13 protein-coding genes are annotated in these 15,786 nt (G+C 66.9%); 3 read left to right on the top strand and 10 right to left on the bottom strand.

Translation table 11 applies throughout. The annotated features are described in order from the left end of the window. Positions 1-10 precede the first annotated feature (10 nt). Both HWY37_RS24280 and HWY37_RS24285 read left to right on the top strand, forming a co-directional pair. Positions 11-625, top strand: coding sequence for an SCO family protein (locus tag HWY37_RS24280; protein ID WP_175209575.1), 615 nt, complete (start codon positions 11-13; stop codon positions 623-625). Positions 626-761: 136 nt separating this feature from the next. Then, on the top strand, positions 762-1,013 hold the full coding sequence (locus tag HWY37_RS24285; protein ID WP_175209574.1) for a GlsB/YeaQ/YmgE family stress response membrane protein: 252 nt from the start codon (positions 762-764) through the stop codon (positions 1,011-1,013). Positions 1,014-1,092: 79 nt separating this feature from the next. Here HWY37_RS24285 and adeC read toward each other — a convergent pair whose 3' ends face one another. Genes adeC through HWY37_RS24300 form a run of 3 tightly spaced genes read right to left on the bottom strand, consistent with a single transcriptional unit; the run spans position 1,093 to position 6,951 of the window. After that, entirely contained in the window at positions 1,093-2,556 is a 1,464-nt protein-coding gene (adeC, locus tag HWY37_RS24290) for an AdeC/AdeK/OprM family multidrug efflux complex outer membrane factor (protein WP_281372272.1), read from the bottom strand. Then, positions 2,556-5,735 carry an efflux RND transporter permease subunit gene (locus HWY37_RS24295; RefSeq protein WP_175209572.1) on the bottom strand — a complete coding sequence of 1,060 codons (3,180 nt, stop codon included), beginning with the start codon at positions 5,733-5,735 and terminating at the stop codon, positions 2,556-2,558. Before HWY37_RS24295 ends, adeC begins: the two co-directional genes overlap by 1 nt. A gap of 13 nt (positions 5,736-5,748) precedes the next feature. Further along, the gene (locus HWY37_RS24300; protein WP_420872188.1) at positions 5,749-6,951 is read right to left on the bottom strand and encodes an efflux RND transporter periplasmic adaptor subunit; all 1,203 of its coding nucleotides are present in this window, start codon (positions 6,949-6,951) and stop codon (positions 5,749-5,751) included. Positions 6,952-7,202: 251 nt separating this feature from the next. Here HWY37_RS24300 and HWY37_RS24305 point away from each other — a divergent pair, with 251 nt between their 5' ends. Then, complete coding sequence (locus HWY37_RS24305; RefSeq protein ID WP_175209581.1) at positions 7,203-8,102, top strand: LysR family transcriptional regulator; 900 nt, start codon at positions 7,203-7,205, stop codon at positions 8,100-8,102. Positions 8,103-8,192: 90 nt separating this feature from the next. Here HWY37_RS24305 and HWY37_RS24310 read toward each other — a convergent pair whose 3' ends face one another. From HWY37_RS24310 to HWY37_RS24340, 7 genes are all read right to left on the bottom strand, one after another. Continuing rightward, positions 8,193-8,924, bottom strand: a complete 732-nt coding sequence (locus HWY37_RS24310) for a pseudouridine synthase (protein WP_176090028.1) — start codon at positions 8,922-8,924, stop codon at positions 8,193-8,195. A gap of 37 nt (positions 8,925-8,961) precedes the next feature. Beyond that, positions 8,962-10,461, bottom strand: coding sequence for a M81 family metallopeptidase (locus HWY37_RS24315; RefSeq protein WP_176090029.1), 1,500 nt, complete (start codon positions 10,459-10,461; stop codon positions 8,962-8,964). Positions 10,462-10,495: 34 nt separating this feature from the next. Then, positions 10,496-11,131 carry an ANTAR domain-containing response regulator gene (locus tag HWY37_RS24320; protein WP_175209569.1) on the bottom strand — a complete coding sequence of 212 codons (636 nt, stop codon included), beginning with the start codon at positions 11,129-11,131 and terminating at the stop codon, positions 10,496-10,498. Positions 11,132-11,133: 2 nt separating this feature from the next. Continuing rightward, positions 11,134-12,297 carry a transporter substrate-binding domain-containing protein gene (locus HWY37_RS24325; RefSeq protein ID WP_175209568.1) on the bottom strand — a complete coding sequence of 388 codons (1,164 nt, stop codon included), beginning with the start codon at positions 12,295-12,297 and terminating at the stop codon, positions 11,134-11,136. Between the two features lie 61 nt (positions 12,298-12,358). After that, the gene (locus HWY37_RS24330) at positions 12,359-13,075 is read right to left on the bottom strand and encodes an ABC transporter ATP-binding protein (protein ID WP_176090030.1); all 717 of its coding nucleotides are present in this window, start codon (positions 13,073-13,075) and stop codon (positions 12,359-12,361) included. After that, on the bottom strand, positions 13,072-14,898 hold the full coding sequence (locus HWY37_RS24335) for a branched-chain amino acid ABC transporter ATP-binding protein/permease (RefSeq protein WP_176090031.1): 1,827 nt from the start codon (positions 14,896-14,898) through the stop codon (positions 13,072-13,074). The genes HWY37_RS24330 and HWY37_RS24335 overlap by 4 nt, the downstream gene beginning before the upstream one ends. Continuing rightward, positions 14,891-15,724 carry a branched-chain amino acid ABC transporter permease gene (locus HWY37_RS24340; RefSeq protein WP_176090032.1) on the bottom strand — a complete coding sequence of 278 codons (834 nt, stop codon included), beginning with the start codon at positions 15,722-15,724 and terminating at the stop codon, positions 14,891-14,893. The genes HWY37_RS24335 and HWY37_RS24340 overlap by 8 nt, the downstream gene beginning before the upstream one ends. Between the last annotated feature and the right edge of the window lie 62 nt (positions 15,725-15,786).

Below are 15,786 nucleotides of genomic sequence, written 5' to 3' on the forward strand. Positions count from 1 at the left end.
CCTTGGACTCATGCGACACCTCATTTCCGGCCGCGCCCTGCGCAGCCTGCTGCTGACTCTGTGCGTGTTTCTCGCTGCCTGCGGCGACAGGAACGTCGATTGGACCCTGTACAACGTGAAGGGGCACCTGCCCGACCTGCAGTTCTCGCTGCCCGGCGCGGGCGGCAAGATGGTCAGCAGCGACGACCTGAAGGGCAAGACCGTGCTGCTGTTCTTCGGCTACGCCAGCTGCCCAGACATCTGCCCGACCACCATGGCGCAGTTGACGGCCGTGCTGCAGAACCTGGGCGACAAGGCCAAGAACGTGCGCATCCTGTTTGTCAGCGTGGACCCGCACCGCGACACGCCCGACATCCTGCAGGCCTATGTCAACGCCTTCAACAACAATGCCATCGGCGTGACCGGCAATGAAAAGCAGATTGCGGACCTGGCGCGCCGCTACCGGGTGGCCTACCAGATCGAGAAGCCGCGCCCGGGCGACGACGCGGACATGTACGAAGTCACGCACAGCCGCGGCGTGTATATATTCGACAAGGACGGCAAGGCGCGGCTGCTGGCCTCTGACACCGACAGCATCGACGCCCTGACCAAGGACGTGCGCCAGCTGATCGACCTGACGTCCTGAGGCTGCCCGTCCGGCGCCGCTTGCGGGCGCGGCATGTCGCGCACCGCCCATACACCAGTTGTTACAGCCGCTGCGCGCGGGGCGTGGGTATTATCTAGCCACACTGCCCCTTTTACTTCCAGCAAGGAGTACGCGCATGAGCATCATCATCATGATCATCGTCGGGTTCATCGTGGGCCTGATCGCCCGCGCCATCATGCCCGGAGACCAGAACATGGGGATCATCATGACCACCATCCTGGGTATCGTCGGCTCGGTCGTCGCCGGTTTCCTGGGCCAGTCGCTGGGTTGGTACCAACCAGGCGAACCGGCAGGCTGGATCGGCTCGGTCGTCGGCGCGATCATCGTGCTGTTCGTCGTCGGCCTGATCGCCAAGAAGCGCACCTGACATCTTGCTGGGTACGGAATGAAAACGGGCCGATCGTTTGATCGGCCCGTTTCTTTTGCGGGGTGCCGCGGCCTCTGCCCTACTGGGCCTGCGCGGTCACGGTGCGCTCGGTCCAGCCGCCGCCCAGCACCTTGTACAAGGTGACCAGGTTGGACAGCCTGGCCCGACGCGTGTCGACCAGGGCCTGCTGCGCGGTGTACAGCGAACGCTGCGAGTCCAGCACGCTCAGGTAGTCGTCGATGCCCTGGCGGAAACGCTGGTCGGACGCATCGTAGGCGCGCTGGTTGGCGGCCACCAGCAGCCGCTGCGCCTGGATTTGCTCATCCAGCGTGCCGCGGCCGGCCAGGGCGTCCGCCACTTCGCGAAAGCCCGTCTGGATGGACTTCTCGTACTGCGCGACCTCGATGTTCTTCTGCACCTTGGCCAGGTCCAGGCCGGCGAGCAGCGAGCCGCCCGCGAAGATCGGCACGGAGATCTGGGGCACGAAGCTCCAGGCGCCCGAGCCGCCTTCGAACAAGCCGCCCAAGCTGGCGCTGGCGGTACCGGCCGAGCCGGTCAGGCTGATGGTCGGGAAGAACGCCGCGCGCGCAGCGCCAATGTTGGCGTTGGCGCCCTTCAGCTGGTGCTCGGCCGCGCGGATGTCCGGGCGGCGCGCCAGCAGGTCCGAGGGCAAGCCGGCGGGCAGCGTGGTCGGCAGCATGGAATCGTCGAGCTTGACCGCGTTGTCCAGCGCCACCGTCATCTCGGGCGACAAGGGCTGGCCTACCAGCAGCACGAGCGCGTTGCGGTCCTGCGCGGCCTGGCGCGTGTACTGCGACAGATTGCGCTCGGCGGTGCGCAGCGACACTTCGGCCTGGCTCAAGTCCAGCGCCGTGGACAGGCCCTGGTCGTAGCTCTGCTGCGTGAGCTTGAAGGAATCCTGCTGGCTCTTGAGCGTGTCGCGCGTCAGGCTCAGCAGCTCCTGGTCCGCGCGCAAGGTCAGATAGGCGTTGGCCACTTCGGCGATCAGCGTCAGCTGGGTCGCCGTGCGCGTTTCGTCCAGCGCCAGATAGGATTCCAGCGCCTTGTCGCTCAGGCTGCGGATGCGTCCGAACAAGTCCAGTTCCCAGGCCGACATCGCGGCGCCGACCTGGTAGCTGTGGCTGGTGGTGGCGCGGCCGCTGGCGCTCAGGTCGGCCGGCGTGCGCTGGGCCGATTCCTGGCCGGCGATGCCCACGCTGGGCATCAGGTCGGCGCGCTGGATGCGGTACTGAGCGCGCGCCGCCTCGACGTTCAGGGCCGCCACGCGCAGGTCGCGGTTGTTGGCCACGGACTGCTCGATCAGTTGCAGCAGCAGCGGATCCGAACCGAAGAAATCGCGCCAGCCGATGTCGGCGGTCATCATGCCGCCCGCGCCGGCGGCCTGGGCCGCCTGGTAGGACGGGCCCGTGGGATAGGCCGCGTCGACCGGCGCATCCGGCCGTTCGTACGTGGGGGCCAGCGAGCAGCCCGCCAGGGCCGCCGCCAGGGAAACAGACAACAAGGTTCTCATCGGGGATGTCATTACGATTGACCCTCCGTCGACACGTCCTGCGTACCGTTGACGCTGGGGTCGTGCTTGTCGACGTTTTCGCTCATGCGCTTGACCTTGAAGACGCGCAACATGATCACGAAGAAGGCCGGAACGAAGAAGATGGCCAGGAAGGTGCCGGTCAGCATGCCGCCGATCACGCCCGTGCCGATGGCGTTCTGGCTGCCCGAACCCGCGCCCGACGAGATCGCCAGCGGCGTCACGCCCAGGATGAACGCCAGCGACGTCATCAGGATGGGGCGCAGGCGCTGGCGCGCGGCGTGGATGGCCGACTCGGTCAGGCTGGCGCCCGCCTCGTAGTGCTCCTTGGCGAACTCCACGATCAGGATGGCGTTCTTGGCCGCCAAACCAATGGTTGTCAGCAGCCCCACCTGGAAGTACACGTCGTTGGACAGGCCCCGCAGCATGGTGGCCAGCAAGGCCCCGATGATGCCCAGCGGCACCACCAGCATCACCGCCGACGGAATCGTCCAGCTTTCGTACAGTGCCGCCAGGCACAGGAACACCACGATCAGCGAAATCGCGTAGAGCGCGGGCGCCTGGGCGCCGGACAGGCGTTCTTCGAACGACAGGCCGGTCCATTCATAGCCCACGCCCACCGGCAGCTTGGCCGCCAGGCGTTCCATTTCCGCCATCGCCGCGCCCGAGCTGTAGCCCGGCGCCGCCTGGCCCTGCAGGTTGTAGGACGGCACGCCGTTGTAGCGGTTCAGCTTTTGCGGACCGTAGCTCCAGGTGGCCTTGGCGAACGCCGAGAACGGCACCATGTCGCCCGCATTGTTGCGCACGTACCATTTATCCAGGTCCGAGGGCAGCATGCGCGAGGAGGCCTCGCCCTGCGCGAACACCTTCTTCACGCGGCCGCGGTCGATGAAGTCGTTGACGTACGACGAACCCCAGGCCGTGGCCAGCGTGCTGTTGATGTCCGACACGGCCACGCCCAGGGCGCGCGCCTTCTCGCGGTCGATGTCCAGTTGGTACTGCGGCGCGTCTTCGATGCCGTTCGGGCGCACGCCGCGCAGGACCGGGCTCTTGGCGGCTTCGCCCAGCAGCTGGTTGCGCGCGGCAAGCAGCTTCTCGTGGCCCACGCCGGCGCGGTCCATCAGCTGGAAGTCGAAGCCGGTGACGTTGCCCAGTTCCATCACGGACGGCGGCGGCACCACGAACAATTGCGCGCGGCGTTCGGTCTTGGCGAAGTGCGCGTTGGCGCGCGCCGCCACGGCGCCGGCCTTGAGGTTGGCGCCGCCGCGCTCTTCCCAGTCGCGCAGCTTGATGAACAGGATGGACGCGTTCTGGCCGCGGCCGCCGAAGTTGAAGCCGTTGACCGCGAACACCGAGGTGACCGCGTCCTTCTCTTCGGTCAGCAGGTAGTTCGTGGCGTCGTCGATGACGGCCTTGGTGCTTTCCGCGGTGGCGCCGGCAGGCGTCTGGATCTGGGCGAACAGAATGCCCTGGTCCTCGTCCGGCAGGAACGCGGTCGGGATGCGGGTGAACATCCAGCCCATGGCGATGACCAGCGCCAGGTAGACCACCATCAGGCGCTTGGTGCGGTTCAGGCCGCGCGCAACGGTGTTGGCATAGCCGTGGCTGCTGCGCTCGAACGTGCGGTTGAACCAACCGAAGAAGCCCTTCTTGGAGCCATGATGGCCCTTGGGGATGGGCTTGAGCAGGGTCGCGCACAAGGCCGGCGTGAACACGATGGCCACGAGCACGGACAACACCATGGACGACACGATGGTGATGGAGAACTGCCGGTAGATCACGCCCGTGGACCCGCCGAAGAAGGCCATGGGAATGAACACGGCCGCCAGCACCATGGCGATCCCGATCAGGGCGCCGGTGATCTGCGACATGGACTTGCGGGTGGCCTGCTTGGGGGTCAGCCCTTCCTCGGCCATCACGCGCTCGACGTTTTCCACCACCACGATGGCGTCGTCGACCAGCAGGCCGATGGCCAGCACCATGCCGAACATGGTCAGGGTGTTGATGGAGTAGCCGAAGGCCGCCAGCACGCCGAACGTGCCCAGCAGCACCACCGGCACCGCCAGCGTCGGGATGATGGTGGCACGGAAGTTCTGCAGGAACAGGTACATCACCAGGAAGACCAGGATGATGGCCTCGACCAGCGTCTTGAACACTTCGTGGATCGACAGGCTGACGAAGGGCGTGGTGTCGTACGGATAGACCACGTCCATGCCCGCCGGGAAGTACGGCTTCAGGTTGTTGATGGTGTCGCGCACCGCCTGCGCCGTGTCCAGCGCGTTGGCGCCCGGCGCCAGCTTGATCGCCAGGCCCGAGGCCGGCTTGCCGTTATAGAAGCTGTCGATGGCGTAGGTCTGGCCGCCCAGCTCGATGGTCGACACGTCGCTCAGGCGCACTTGCGAGCCGTCGGTGTTGACCTTGAGCAGGATGCGGCCGAAGTCCTCCGGCTTTTCCAGGCGCGACGGGCCGATGATGGTGGCGTTCAGCTGCTGGCCGCGCACGGACGGCAGGCCGCCCAGCTGGCCGGACGACACCTGCACGTTCTGTTCCTTGATCGCCGTCACGACGTCGACCGTGGTCAGGCCGTAGTTGACGAGCTTGGCCGGATCCAGCCAGATGCGCATCGCGTACTGCGAACCAAACAGCTGGAAGTCGCCCACGCCCTGCGTGCGGCTGATGGGATCCTGGACGTAGGACGCGACGTAGTCGGCCAGGTCGTCCTTGGTCATCGAGCCGTCGGTGGACACGAAGCCCGCCACGATCAGGAAGTTCTTGGTCGCCTTGGTGACGCGGATGCCCTGCTGCTGCACTTCCTGCGGCAGGAGCGGCTGCGCCAGCGACAGCTTGTTCTGCACCTGGACCTGCGCGGTGTCAGGGTTGGTGCCCTGCGTGAAGGTCAGGGTGATGGACATGCTGCCGTCGGAATTGCTTTCCGACGAGATGTACTGCAGGCCGTCCAGGCCGTTCATCTGCTGCTCGATCACCTGCACCACGGTGTCCTGCACGGTCTGCGCGGAAGCGCCCGGGTAGGTCACCGCGATGCCGATGGCCGGCGGCGCGATGTTGGGGTACTGGGAGACCGGCAGCTTCAGGATGGACAGCGCGCCGGCCATCATCAGCACGATCGCGATCACCCATGCGAAGACCGGTCTATCGATAAAAAACTTTGCCATGCAAGGCTCCTGACTACTGCTGCTTCGCCGCCGCGGCGGCTGCTTGCGGCTGCTGCGCCGGCTGCGGGGCGGCGCTGGCTTCGGTGGCGACCACCTCGGCGCCCGGGCGCACCATCTGCAAGCCTTCCACGATGACCTTGTCGCCGGCGGCCAGACCATCGGTGACCAGCCACTTGTCGCCGATGGCGCGGTCGGTCTTCAGTTCACGCAGTTCGACCTGGTTCTTGGCGTTGACCACCAGCGCCGTCGGCACGCCGCGCTGGTTGCGGGTCACGCCGCGCTGGGGCACCAGCAGGCCGTCGGCGGCCACGCCGTCTGCCAGACGGGCGCGCACGAACATGCCCGGCAACAGGCGGCGGTCCGGGTTGGGGAACACCGCGCGCAGCGTGACCGAGCCCGTGCCCTGGTCCACCGTCACTTCGGAGAACTGCAGCTTGCCCGGCTGCGCGTATTGCGAGCCGTCTTCCAGGGTCAAGGTCACCAGGGCGGCCTGGTCGCCGTCGGCCTTCTTCAGCTGGCCGCTGGCCAGCGCGTTCTGCAGGCGCAGCAGCTGGACGCTGGATTGGGTCACGTCGACGTAGATCGGATCGATCTGCTGTACCGAGGCCAGGGCCGTGGTCTGGTTGGCCGTGACCAGCGCGCCTTCGGTCACCGCCGAACGGCCGATGATGCCGTCGATGGGCGACAGGACCTTGGTGTAGACCAGATTGATGCGGGCCGTGTCCAGCGCCGCCTTGGCCGACAGCACGTCGGCGGCGGCCTGGTCGCGCGAGGCGACGGCGTTGTCATAGGTCTGCTGGCTGACCGCGCGGGTGGCGACCAGCGGCTTGTAGCGTTCGGCCAGGAGGGCTGCCGTCTTCTGCTGGGCCTGGGCCCGCGCCAGGGCGGCCTTCTGGCTGTCCAGGCTGGCTTGATAGAGGGCGGGGTCGATCTGGTAGAGCTGCTGCCCCGACTTGACCTCGCCGCCCTCGGTGAAGAGGCGTTTCTGGACGATGCCATTCACCTGGGGACGCACTTCGGCCACGCGGAAGGGCGAGGTGCGGCCGGGCAGTTCGGTGGTCAGCGAAACGGGCTGCGTGGCGAGCGTCACTACCGTTACATTGGGCTTGCCCGCCTGAGGAGCGTCTTGCTTCTTGCCGCAAGCGGCCAGAGTGAGGGCCGATGCCGTCAGCGTGACAACCGCCGCGCTGCGCCACATAGCGCTTTTCTTATCCATAGATTGCATTCCCGATTTCAACAAAAAAATGCCCGCCCCGGTCCGCTGCTGAGCGGTCCGTGCGCATCGATTGGGTGGATTTGCCTCGAACACGCAGGCTGGGCTTTGTCGCATTGCTGCATTGCAGAACTCGCATTCTGAGTTATCCCGCCCGAGAAACAAAGAGGCATGTTGAGAAAACATCATTCCATTTATGGGACAATAGCCTCACCTCTATATGACAGAATTTCGTCATGAAACGCTTACAAGGCATGGAACTTTTCGTCGAAGTCGCGAAAACGCGCAGCTTCAGCCGCGCGGCGGCGATGCTCGGCGTGCCGAAATCGACTTTGTCCCGCCAGGTGGCCGAACTGGAGCGGTCGGTCGGGTTGCGCCTGCTCAGCCGCACCACCCGCAAGGTCGAGCTGACCGATGCGGGCCGGCTGTACTTCGATCGCTGCCAGCGCATCGTGGCCGAGGCGCAGATCGCCCATGAGGAACTGCAGAAGCTGGTCGACAGACCGGCCGGGCCGCTGCGGGTGAACATGCCCGCGGATTTCGGCACGGACTTCCTGGCTGAGTCGTTCATGGAGTTTTCCCGCCGCTATCCCGACGTGACCTTCTTCCTTGATCTGGCCAATCCGGACCACGCGTCGCGCGTGTTCCAGACCTGCGATATTTCCATCGAAATCGGCGAACTGCCCGATTCGACACAGATTGCGAGGCTGCTGGGCATGCTGCCCGCGCATTTGTACGCCTCGCGTGAATACCTGGAGAAGCACGGCGTTCCGCAGCACCCCAGCGACTTGACCCGGCACGAATGCATAGAGTTCCGCGCCAAGGGCGCGGGACAGGTCACCCGCTGGCCCCTGACCGACGGCCGCAACCACATCGAATTCACGCCGGGCAACCGCTTTTCCGTCAACGGGGTCGCCATGGCCCGGCGCCTGGCCATGCTGGGCGCGGGCATCGTGGTGCTCGTGGGCGGCCAGCCGGCCGAACAGCAGTCCGGCCAATTGCAGCGCGTGCTGCCTGACTGGCAATTGGGGCCGTTCCCGGTCTACGCGGTAACGGAGACGCGGCTTCTACCCGCCAAGACCAGGATCTTCATCGAATTCCTGATGGAGCGCCTGGGCGGCAACGGGCAGGCGAAGGATACTCCTGCTTTCTGAACCAGGCAGGAACCGGAAACAGACTGAAAAATTTAGGGGCCGCCGACAACAGTTGTCGGCTGGGCCGTTCAATCGGGGCCGGAATGGCGCTCAGAAACGCTCGTCCTCGCGCAGGTAGCGCCACTGCCCCAGCGGCAGGTCGCCCAGCGACACGCGGCCGATGCGCACGCGCTTCAGGCCTATCACCTTCAGGCCGACCAGCTCGCACATGCGGCGGATCTGCCGCTTCTTGCCTTCGCGCAACACGAAGCGCAGCTGGTCGCTGTTCTGCCAGCGCACCTGGGCCGGCTTCAAAGCCTTGCCGTCCAGGGACAGGCCATGGTTCAGCAGCGCCAATCCGTTGTCGGACAGGTTCCCCTGCACCCGCACCAGGTATTCCTTGTCCACGCTGGAGTCTTCGCCGATCAGGTGCTTGGCGATGCGGCCGTCCTGCGTCAGCACCAGCAGGCCCTGCGAATCGATGTCCAGGCGGCCGGCCACCGCCAGCCCGTCCAGGTGCGCCCGCTCGAAACGCTGCGGCGCACAGTCGCCGGCAAATCGGGAGCGGGAGTCGATCAGGGCGACCGCAGGCGTGTAGCCCTTCTCGGCCTGCCCCGACACATAGCCCACCGGCTTGTTGATCAGGATGGTGACGCGCGAAGTCTGGCGCGCCTGCGCGGCGCGTTCCAGCGTGATGACCTGGTCAGGATAGGCCCGGGCGCCCAGTTCGGACACCACCACGCCGTCAACCCGGACCCAGCCGCGTTCGATATAGGAGTCGGCCTCGCGGCGCGAACACAGGCCACGCTCGGACATGAGCTTGGAGATACGTACTTTTTCCATGGCCGGTATTGTATGCGGACGCCACGCGGCGCTCTCGTCACGCCGCAGGGTCGTAGTCCGAAGGCGCCATCGGGTCCAGCGGATACAACGGCCTGCTGCGGCGCTCGTAGGTAAACAGCGCGAAATCCGAGCTGGTCACGCCCGCGCTGGCGCATTCCACCAGCGCCTGGGAGATGGGCCCGAATACCGGCCGGCAGTACATGCGGGACTTCACCAGCACGTAGCGGGCCCGCCGCGGATCCAGCCCCATGCTTTCGAACACCCCGAGGTCCCAGGGCTCATGCGTTCTCTCGGTGATCACCAGTTGCGCCGCGCCGATGTCCAGCACCGCGCTGCGGCCCATGCAGGCGGTCTGTCCGGTATAGGTCGGCCCGGTGATCACGTACTCGCCATTGGTCACGGCCCGGACCACCCCGCGCAGCGTCACGGGCGCCGCCGGACGGCCGATGGCGGGAATCGGCCGCTTGTTGCCCACCAGCAGTTCCACCTGGCCGCCCTCGCCCGCCGCCGCCAGCGCCGCGACGGCGTCGGGATCGCAATACAGTCCCGCGACGATGCCGGTCAGGCCCGCATCCACGGCCGCCATCAGCACCTCCATGGTGTCGCAGGTGCCGCCGGACATGCAGTTATCGCCGTGGTCAAGCAGCAGCACGGGCTTGTCGGCGCCCTGGGCCAGTTCGGCCGCGCGGGCCAGGGAATCGGCCAGGGGCTCGCTGTCGTAGAAGTAGCCATCGCGCTCGGCCCAGATGGCCCCGGCCATTTCGGCCGCAACGCGCTCCGCCTGCTGCTGGTCCCCTTGCCCCACCACGACCACGCTCAGGCAGGGATGGGGAATATCGGCCAGCGCGAAGCCCGCCAGCACGGACACGGCCGCCACGCCCGCCGCCTCCGCCCGCCTGGCGGCCTGCACGGCGTTGCGCATCGCGCCCTCTGCCGTGGCGCTGCGCAAGGTGTGCGTCATCAGCGGCAGGCGGCGCCAGGCCATAACCGGACGCGGGCCGCCATTGAGCCAGTCGTAGAGGATGCGGCCGGCATGCTCGCCGGTCTCGTACATGTCCACGTGCGGATAGGTCTTGAAGCTGACGATCACGTCGGCGTTGGCCATCATCTTCGGCGTGACGTTGCCGTGCAGGTCGAGCGCCACCGCGATGGGCACGTCCGGCGTGCGCCGCCGCAGGCGCTCCAGCAGGTCGCCTTCGCCGTCGTCGGTGGTCTCGGCCACCATCGCGCCGTGCAGATCGAGCAGGATGGCGCCGCAGCCCTGGGCGCCCGCCACGATCGCGTCGCACAGTTCGCTGTAAGCCTGCGACGACACCCGCCCGCTGGGATAGGCCGTGGCCGACACCGGCGTGACCACGGTCGCGCCGTTGGCCTCGGCGATGTCGATGAAGGCGGACATGGCCGTGCGCTTGCCCTTGTTCTCCGCGTAGGCCTGGGCGCCGAAGGCGGGCCCGTCATTGCCGAACGCGGACAAGGGCGTGGGCACCGGCGAGAACGTGTTGGTCTCGTGGTTCAGGCGGGCGATCATGACCTTCATTGTCCGGCTCCTCTCATAGACGCATTCAATGCGTTCAGTTGTTCTGGGACGGCCCCGGGCGCAAGCTGCCCAGGCCGAGTTTTTCCATGGCCTCGCTGGCCTCGATGATCATCGCGGCCACTTCGGCCACGCTCACGCGCAGGCCCGTGGCGCGGGTCCGCATGTGTTCGTAGGCGGCGCGCTCGTCCAGGCGCTGATGATCCATCAGCACCCGTATGGCCTTTTCGATGACGCGCCGCGCCTTGATGGTGCTTTCCAGCTTGTCGATCTTGGACTGTTGCCGGCCCTGGAACTGCTTGGCCGAACGCGCCAGCACCAGCGTGCTGAGCACGCCGGCCGAACGGAACGGCCGCGTCAGCACGCCGTGCGCATTGGTCTTGAGCAGCTGCTTCAGCGTGGTCGGCGTTTCGTACTCGGACAAGGCGATCAAGGTGGCCTCGACCTCGCTGGCCGACCAGGCGGCGCTGTTCTTGCCGCATTGGGAGACCTGGAAGAAGATCACGTCCACCGCGGCGGGCGGCGTCTCCGGGAATGGCCAGTGCAGGTGGATGCGGCAACCGATGCGCTTGAGCTGTTCGACCAGCACGTCGCGGTCCTCGCCCGGCGGATACACCACCGCGACGGCCACGCTGCGCAGGTCCTCGTAGAGGCGGCGTAGGCTATGGTCCATGGCTATTTCAACCAGAACTCGTCCAGGCCGAACGCCGTCAGGTACGGGTCGGGCTTCACCGGTTCATCGCTCTCCCAGACGATGTCGAAGCGCCCGTCCTCGCGGCACACGCCGATGCGCGGCGTCAGCACGCTATGGTTGTTTTCCGCCAGCACGGACATCAGCCCGTCCGGCGCGTCGAATTGCACCTGGTGCACCGCCTGCACCAGCTTGCGGGTATCCATGCTGCCCACGCGCTGCAGCGCGCGCGCGAACAGGTGCATCTGGCTGTAGCAGGTTTCCGCGTAGACGCTGGCGGGATGGTCGCCGAAGCGCGCGCGCCAGCGTTGCAGGAAATGCGCGTTGGCGGGCGTGTCCACCGTGTTGAAGTAGGTGGCCGCGGTAATGTGGCCGACGCAGCGTTGCGGTCCGATCTCGGCCACCTCCGATTCCGCCATCGTCAGGCTGGCGATGGGAATGTGCGCCGTTGCCGGACCCTCCGCCTGGCAGACCTGGTGGTAGCGCTGGTAGAAACGCTGCGCATCGGCTCCGATCAGGGTGGAAAACACCACGTCGGGCTGGATGCGCCGGATGTCGGCCACGACGTCGTTGATCTCGCTGTCGTCGCAGCCCAGCGGCAGATAGGTTTCGTCCAGGATCTCGCCGCCATGCTCCTCGACGGTCTCGCGCATGATGCGGTTGGTCTCGCGCGGATAGATGTAGTCCGCTCCCACCAGGAAGATGCGCGAGCCGCAATTCTGGATCAGGTAGGCCGCCAGCTGCATGCTGCCCTGGTTGGGCGCCGCGCCGGTGTAGATGACGTTGGGCGAGTACTCGAAGCCTTCATAGACCGAGCCGTACCACAGCAGGGAATTGCTGCGTTCCACCACCGGCAGCATGGCCTTGCGGCAATGCGAGGTGCAGCCGCCGAAGATGACGCTGACCTCGTCGTCCAGCAGCAGGCGGGCCGCCAGGCGGCGGTATTCCTCGGCGTCGCTGCGCGGGTCGTACGCGACCGGCGCCAGCGGCCGGCCCAGGACGCCCCCCAGCTCGTTGATTTCCTCCACCGCCAGCACCGTGCCGAAGAAATGCTGCGATTCCGTGGTGCCGGTGACGCCGCTGCGCGAATAGAGCACGCCGATGCGCCAGCCCGGCCGCTCGGCGTCCTTGTCCTGGGGCGAGGTCATGATGGAATCCTTGAACGGGGTTTGCGCGTGTGCATCATGGCGAATCCGGGCCGGTTGGCGTTCATACCTTCAGATGAGCAATGATATTGCCCGCCGCCTCGGACGCGCCAGCGTCGCCTTCATCGACGATGCTGCCCTGCTTCAACACCAGGTAGCGGTCGGCCACGTCCAGCGCGAAGGCCACGTTCTGCTCCACGATGAACATCGTCGTGCCATGCCGCTCGCGCTCCCAGTTCAGCGCGCGGCCCAGGCGCTCGATCACCGAGGGCTGCAAGCCTTCGGTGATCTCGTCCAGCAGCAAAAGCGCGGGCCGTTGCATCAGCCCGCGCGCCACCAGCAGCATTTTCTGTTCGCCGCCCGACAAGGTGCCGGCATGCTGCCGCAGCCGGGTCGCAAACACGGGAAACAGCTCGGCGATCTCGGCGAAGCGCTCGTCGAAGAGTTGTTCGCGCGGCAGGCCCAGGCGCAGGTTGTCGCGGATGCTCAGGTCGGGGAACAGTGGCTGCTCCTGGGCCGCATAGGCCACTCCGCAGCGCGCCACCTCGTGCGGCCGCAGCCGGGTCGCGTCCACCCCGCCCACGCTGACGCGGCCTTTTTGTTTGGGCAGGTAGCCCATCACGGTCTTGAGCAAGGTGCTCTTGCCCATGCCGTTCTTGCCCAGCAGCGCCACGCAGGCGCCGCGCTCGACCGCAAGCGACACGTCGTGCAGCACCATGGCACGCTTGTAGCCGCTGGAAACCCCTTCAAGGCGCAACGCCGGCGCCGCGATGCTCGTCATTGCCCTGCTCCTTGCGCGGCCGGCGCGCTGCCGGCATAGATGGTGCGCACCAGTTCGGATTCCACGACCTCGCGGAATCCGCCGTCCATGACGATGCGGCCCTGGTGCAGCACCACGATGCGCGTCGCGATTTCCTTGACAAAGTCCAGGTCATGCTCCACCAGCAGGCAGCACAAGCCATAGCGGTGCGCCAGGGATGACAGCACGTGGCCGATCTGCAGGCGCTCGGCCTTGCTCAGCCCGGCCGTGGGCTCGTCCAGCAGCACGATGCCCGGCTCCAGCGCCAGCACCATGGCCAGTTCCAATGCCTGCTGCTGGCCATGCGACAAATCGCGCGCCACGCTATCCAGGCGCTGGTCCAGGCCGGTCACGCGCAGCGTCTCCAGCGCGTACGGTGGCAGATCCAGCGTGGGCGCGCGGCGCCACCAGGAGGGCCGCTCGCGCAAGGTGGTGGCGATGCGCAGGCTTTCGGCCACGGTCAGCGTGTCGAACACGTTGGCATTCTGGAACTTGCGGCCCAGCCCCAGGCGCACGCACTGCTCCGGGCCGTCGCGCAGCACTTCATGGCCATAGAGCTCCAGCCTGCCCTGGGACCGCTCCGCGCCGTCGGCGATGCAGCGCATCAGCGTGGTCTTGCCGGCACCGTTGGGACCGATCAGGCCCACCAGTTCACCGCCACTGGCTTGCAGGTCTATGCCCTCCAGCACCTTCAGGCTGCCGAAATGCTTGGACACGCCGGCCAGGCTCAGGGCTTGTCCCGCCCGTCCCGCCTGCCGCAGCGGCGCGGCGCGCTCGCCCAGCGCTGGCGAGGCGGCCTTGGCCGCCCTTCCCCGCCATGGCGCCGTCAGCAGCGGCAACAGCCCGCGCGGCAGCAGCAGGATCACCAGGACGAAGGTCACGCCCAAGAGCAGCTGCCAGACGAAGGGCATGTTGCCGCTGAGATAGGAACCGGCGACGTTGATGAGGATCGCGCCGAGCACCGGCCCCCAGATGGTGCCGCGGCCGCCCAGCGCGACCCAGATGATCAGTTCCGTGCCGAAGACGAAGCCGGTGAGCTCCGGCGCCACCACCCCGCTGAAGGCGCCATAGCCAAACCCCGCCAGCCCCGCCACCGCGCCGCAGACCACCAGCAGCGCAATGCGCCAATGGGCGGTGTTCATGCCCAGATAGCTGCAGCGCGCCTCGTTGTCGCGCAGGGCGACCAGGATGCGGCCGCCGTCGCTGCGCACCATCACCCAGGCCAGCAGGGCCACGGCCGACAGCCCGCCCGCCGCGATCACGTACCAGGCTTCCAGCGACAGGTCGAAGGTCTCGTAACCCGTCAGGCCGGAAGACGAGCCCGTATAAGTGCCGCCCGACAGCACCAGTTGCATCAGCACGATGGGCAGCACCAGCGAGATCACGGTGGCGAAGAACGGCGATGCCCCGCGGTAGAACGACAGCCAGCCGGTCACCAGGGCCAGCAGCGCCGCGGCCCCCACGGCCGCCAGGGCCGCCAGCGCGGCAATCCCCGGCGAGAAGCCGTAGTGCGTGAAGGCCAGGCCCGCGGCGTAGGCGCCTACCCCGAAGAAGGCGGACTGGCCGAAGGTCAGATAGCCGGTGTAGCCCCACAGCACGTCGACGGTGACCGCCGCCACCGCGAAGAACAGCGCCTTGATCAGCACGTTCAGCAGGTAGGTGTCAAACAGCCAGGGGCCTGCCGCGGTCAGGGCCAGGCACAGGCCGGCCAGACCCAGCAGGCTGCGGCTGCGCGCAGCCCGCCGCAAGGAATCGTCGGTGGCGCTGCCGGCCAGCGTTTGCGAAGTCAATGTGCGATCAGTCATGGGCGAATCCTTGAGGGCGCAGGCGCAGCGTCAGCGCGGCCAGCACGGCGATAGTGACGCCGCCCAGGATCGGGCTGACGAAGACGCTCACCAGCACCTGGCAGGCGCCATAGACCAGGCAGGTCAGCAGCAGCGCGGTGATTGAATGGCCCGACACCATGACCAGCATGAAGGCGCTGACCAGCCAGGGCAGGCCCATGTTGGGATCGACGCTGGACAAGGGCGTGATCAGCGCGCCGGCCAGCGCGCCCAGCCCCGCGCCCAGGCCGAAGGTGGTGAAGCGGATGCGCTCGGCGTTGATGCCCAGGCCGCGCGCCAGGTCCTCGTTCATGATCACCGCCCGCGTCCGCACGCCAAAGCGCGTGCCGCTGAGCAGCAGAGCCATGGCGGCATACATCAGCAAGGCCGCGGGCACCAGGAACAGCCGGTACGCCGAATACTCCGTGCCCAGGAAGGACACGGCGCCATGAATGGGCGAATCGGCGAATTTCACTTCCCGTCCGAAGGCCATGGTGATCAGCTGGCCGATGACGATGCCCAGCCCCCAGGTGGCCAGAATGGCGTCCAGCGGCCGCTTGTACAGCGGCTGCACGATCAGGCGCTCCACGCCCATGCCCACCAGCACGCCGACCGCCAGCGCGAACGGCAGCGCCAGCCAGGGGTTCAGACCCAGCTGCGTCACGACCAGGCTGGCGTAGCTGCCCAGCGTCAGAATCGCGCCGTGCGCGAAATTGACGATCTTCATCACGCCGAAGATGATCATCAGCCCGGCGGTCACGATGAAAAGCATCGCGGCCGTGCTCAGGATGTCCAGCAACAAACCCATATCGCTCTCCGGCGCCGCCGGCCCGGCCGGCGGCGCGTGTCACTTGACCCGATCGTCACACG

The organism is Achromobacter anxifer, assembly GCF_903652925.1.
Taxonomy (GTDB): domain Bacteria; phylum Pseudomonadota; class Gammaproteobacteria; order Burkholderiales; family Burkholderiaceae_B; genus Achromobacter; species Achromobacter anxifer.

Excerpts from the sequence above, each read along its gene's own strand:
- HWY37_RS24280 (WP_175209575.1), top strand. The coding sequence starts at position 11 with ATGCGACACCTCATTTCCGGCCGCGCCCTGCGCAGCCTGCTGCTGACT.
- HWY37_RS24340 (WP_176090032.1), bottom strand. The coding sequence starts at position 15,724 with ATGGGTTTGTTGCTGGACATCCTGAGCACGGCCGCGATGCTTTTCATC.
- HWY37_RS24285 (WP_175209574.1), top strand. The coding sequence starts at position 762 with ATGAGCATCATCATCATGATCATCGTCGGGTTCATCGTGGGCCTGATC.
- HWY37_RS24325 (WP_175209568.1), bottom strand. The coding sequence starts at position 12,297 with ATGACCTCGCCCCAGGACAAGGACGCCGAGCGGCCGGGCTGGCGCATC.
- HWY37_RS24295 (WP_175209572.1), bottom strand. The coding sequence starts at position 5,735 with ATGGCAAAGTTTTTTATCGATAGACCGGTCTTCGCATGGGTGATCGCG.
- HWY37_RS24305 (WP_175209581.1), top strand. The coding sequence starts at position 7,203 with ATGGAACTTTTCGTCGAAGTCGCGAAAACGCGCAGCTTCAGCCGCGCG.
- HWY37_RS24330 (WP_176090030.1), bottom strand. The coding sequence starts at position 13,075 with ATGACGAGCATCGCGGCGCCGGCGTTGCGCCTTGAAGGGGTTTCCAGC.
- HWY37_RS24320 (WP_175209569.1), bottom strand. The coding sequence starts at position 11,131 with ATGGACCATAGCCTACGCCGCCTCTACGAGGACCTGCGCAGCGTGGCC.
- HWY37_RS24300 (WP_420872188.1), bottom strand. The coding sequence starts at position 6,951 with ATGGATAAGAAAAGCGCTATGTGGCGCAGCGCGGCGGTTGTCACGCTG.
- HWY37_RS24315 (WP_176090029.1), bottom strand. The coding sequence starts at position 10,461 with ATGAAGGTCATGATCGCCCGCCTGAACCACGAGACCAACACGTTCTCG.
- HWY37_RS24310 (WP_176090028.1), bottom strand. The coding sequence starts at position 8,924 with ATGGAAAAAGTACGTATCTCCAAGCTCATGTCCGAGCGTGGCCTGTGT.
- adeC (WP_281372272.1), bottom strand. The coding sequence starts at position 2,556 with ATGACATCCCCGATGAGAACCTTGTTGTCTGTTTCCCTGGCGGCGGCC.
- HWY37_RS24335 (WP_176090031.1), bottom strand. The coding sequence starts at position 14,898 with ATGACTGATCGCACATTGACTTCGCAAACGCTGGCCGGCAGCGCCACC.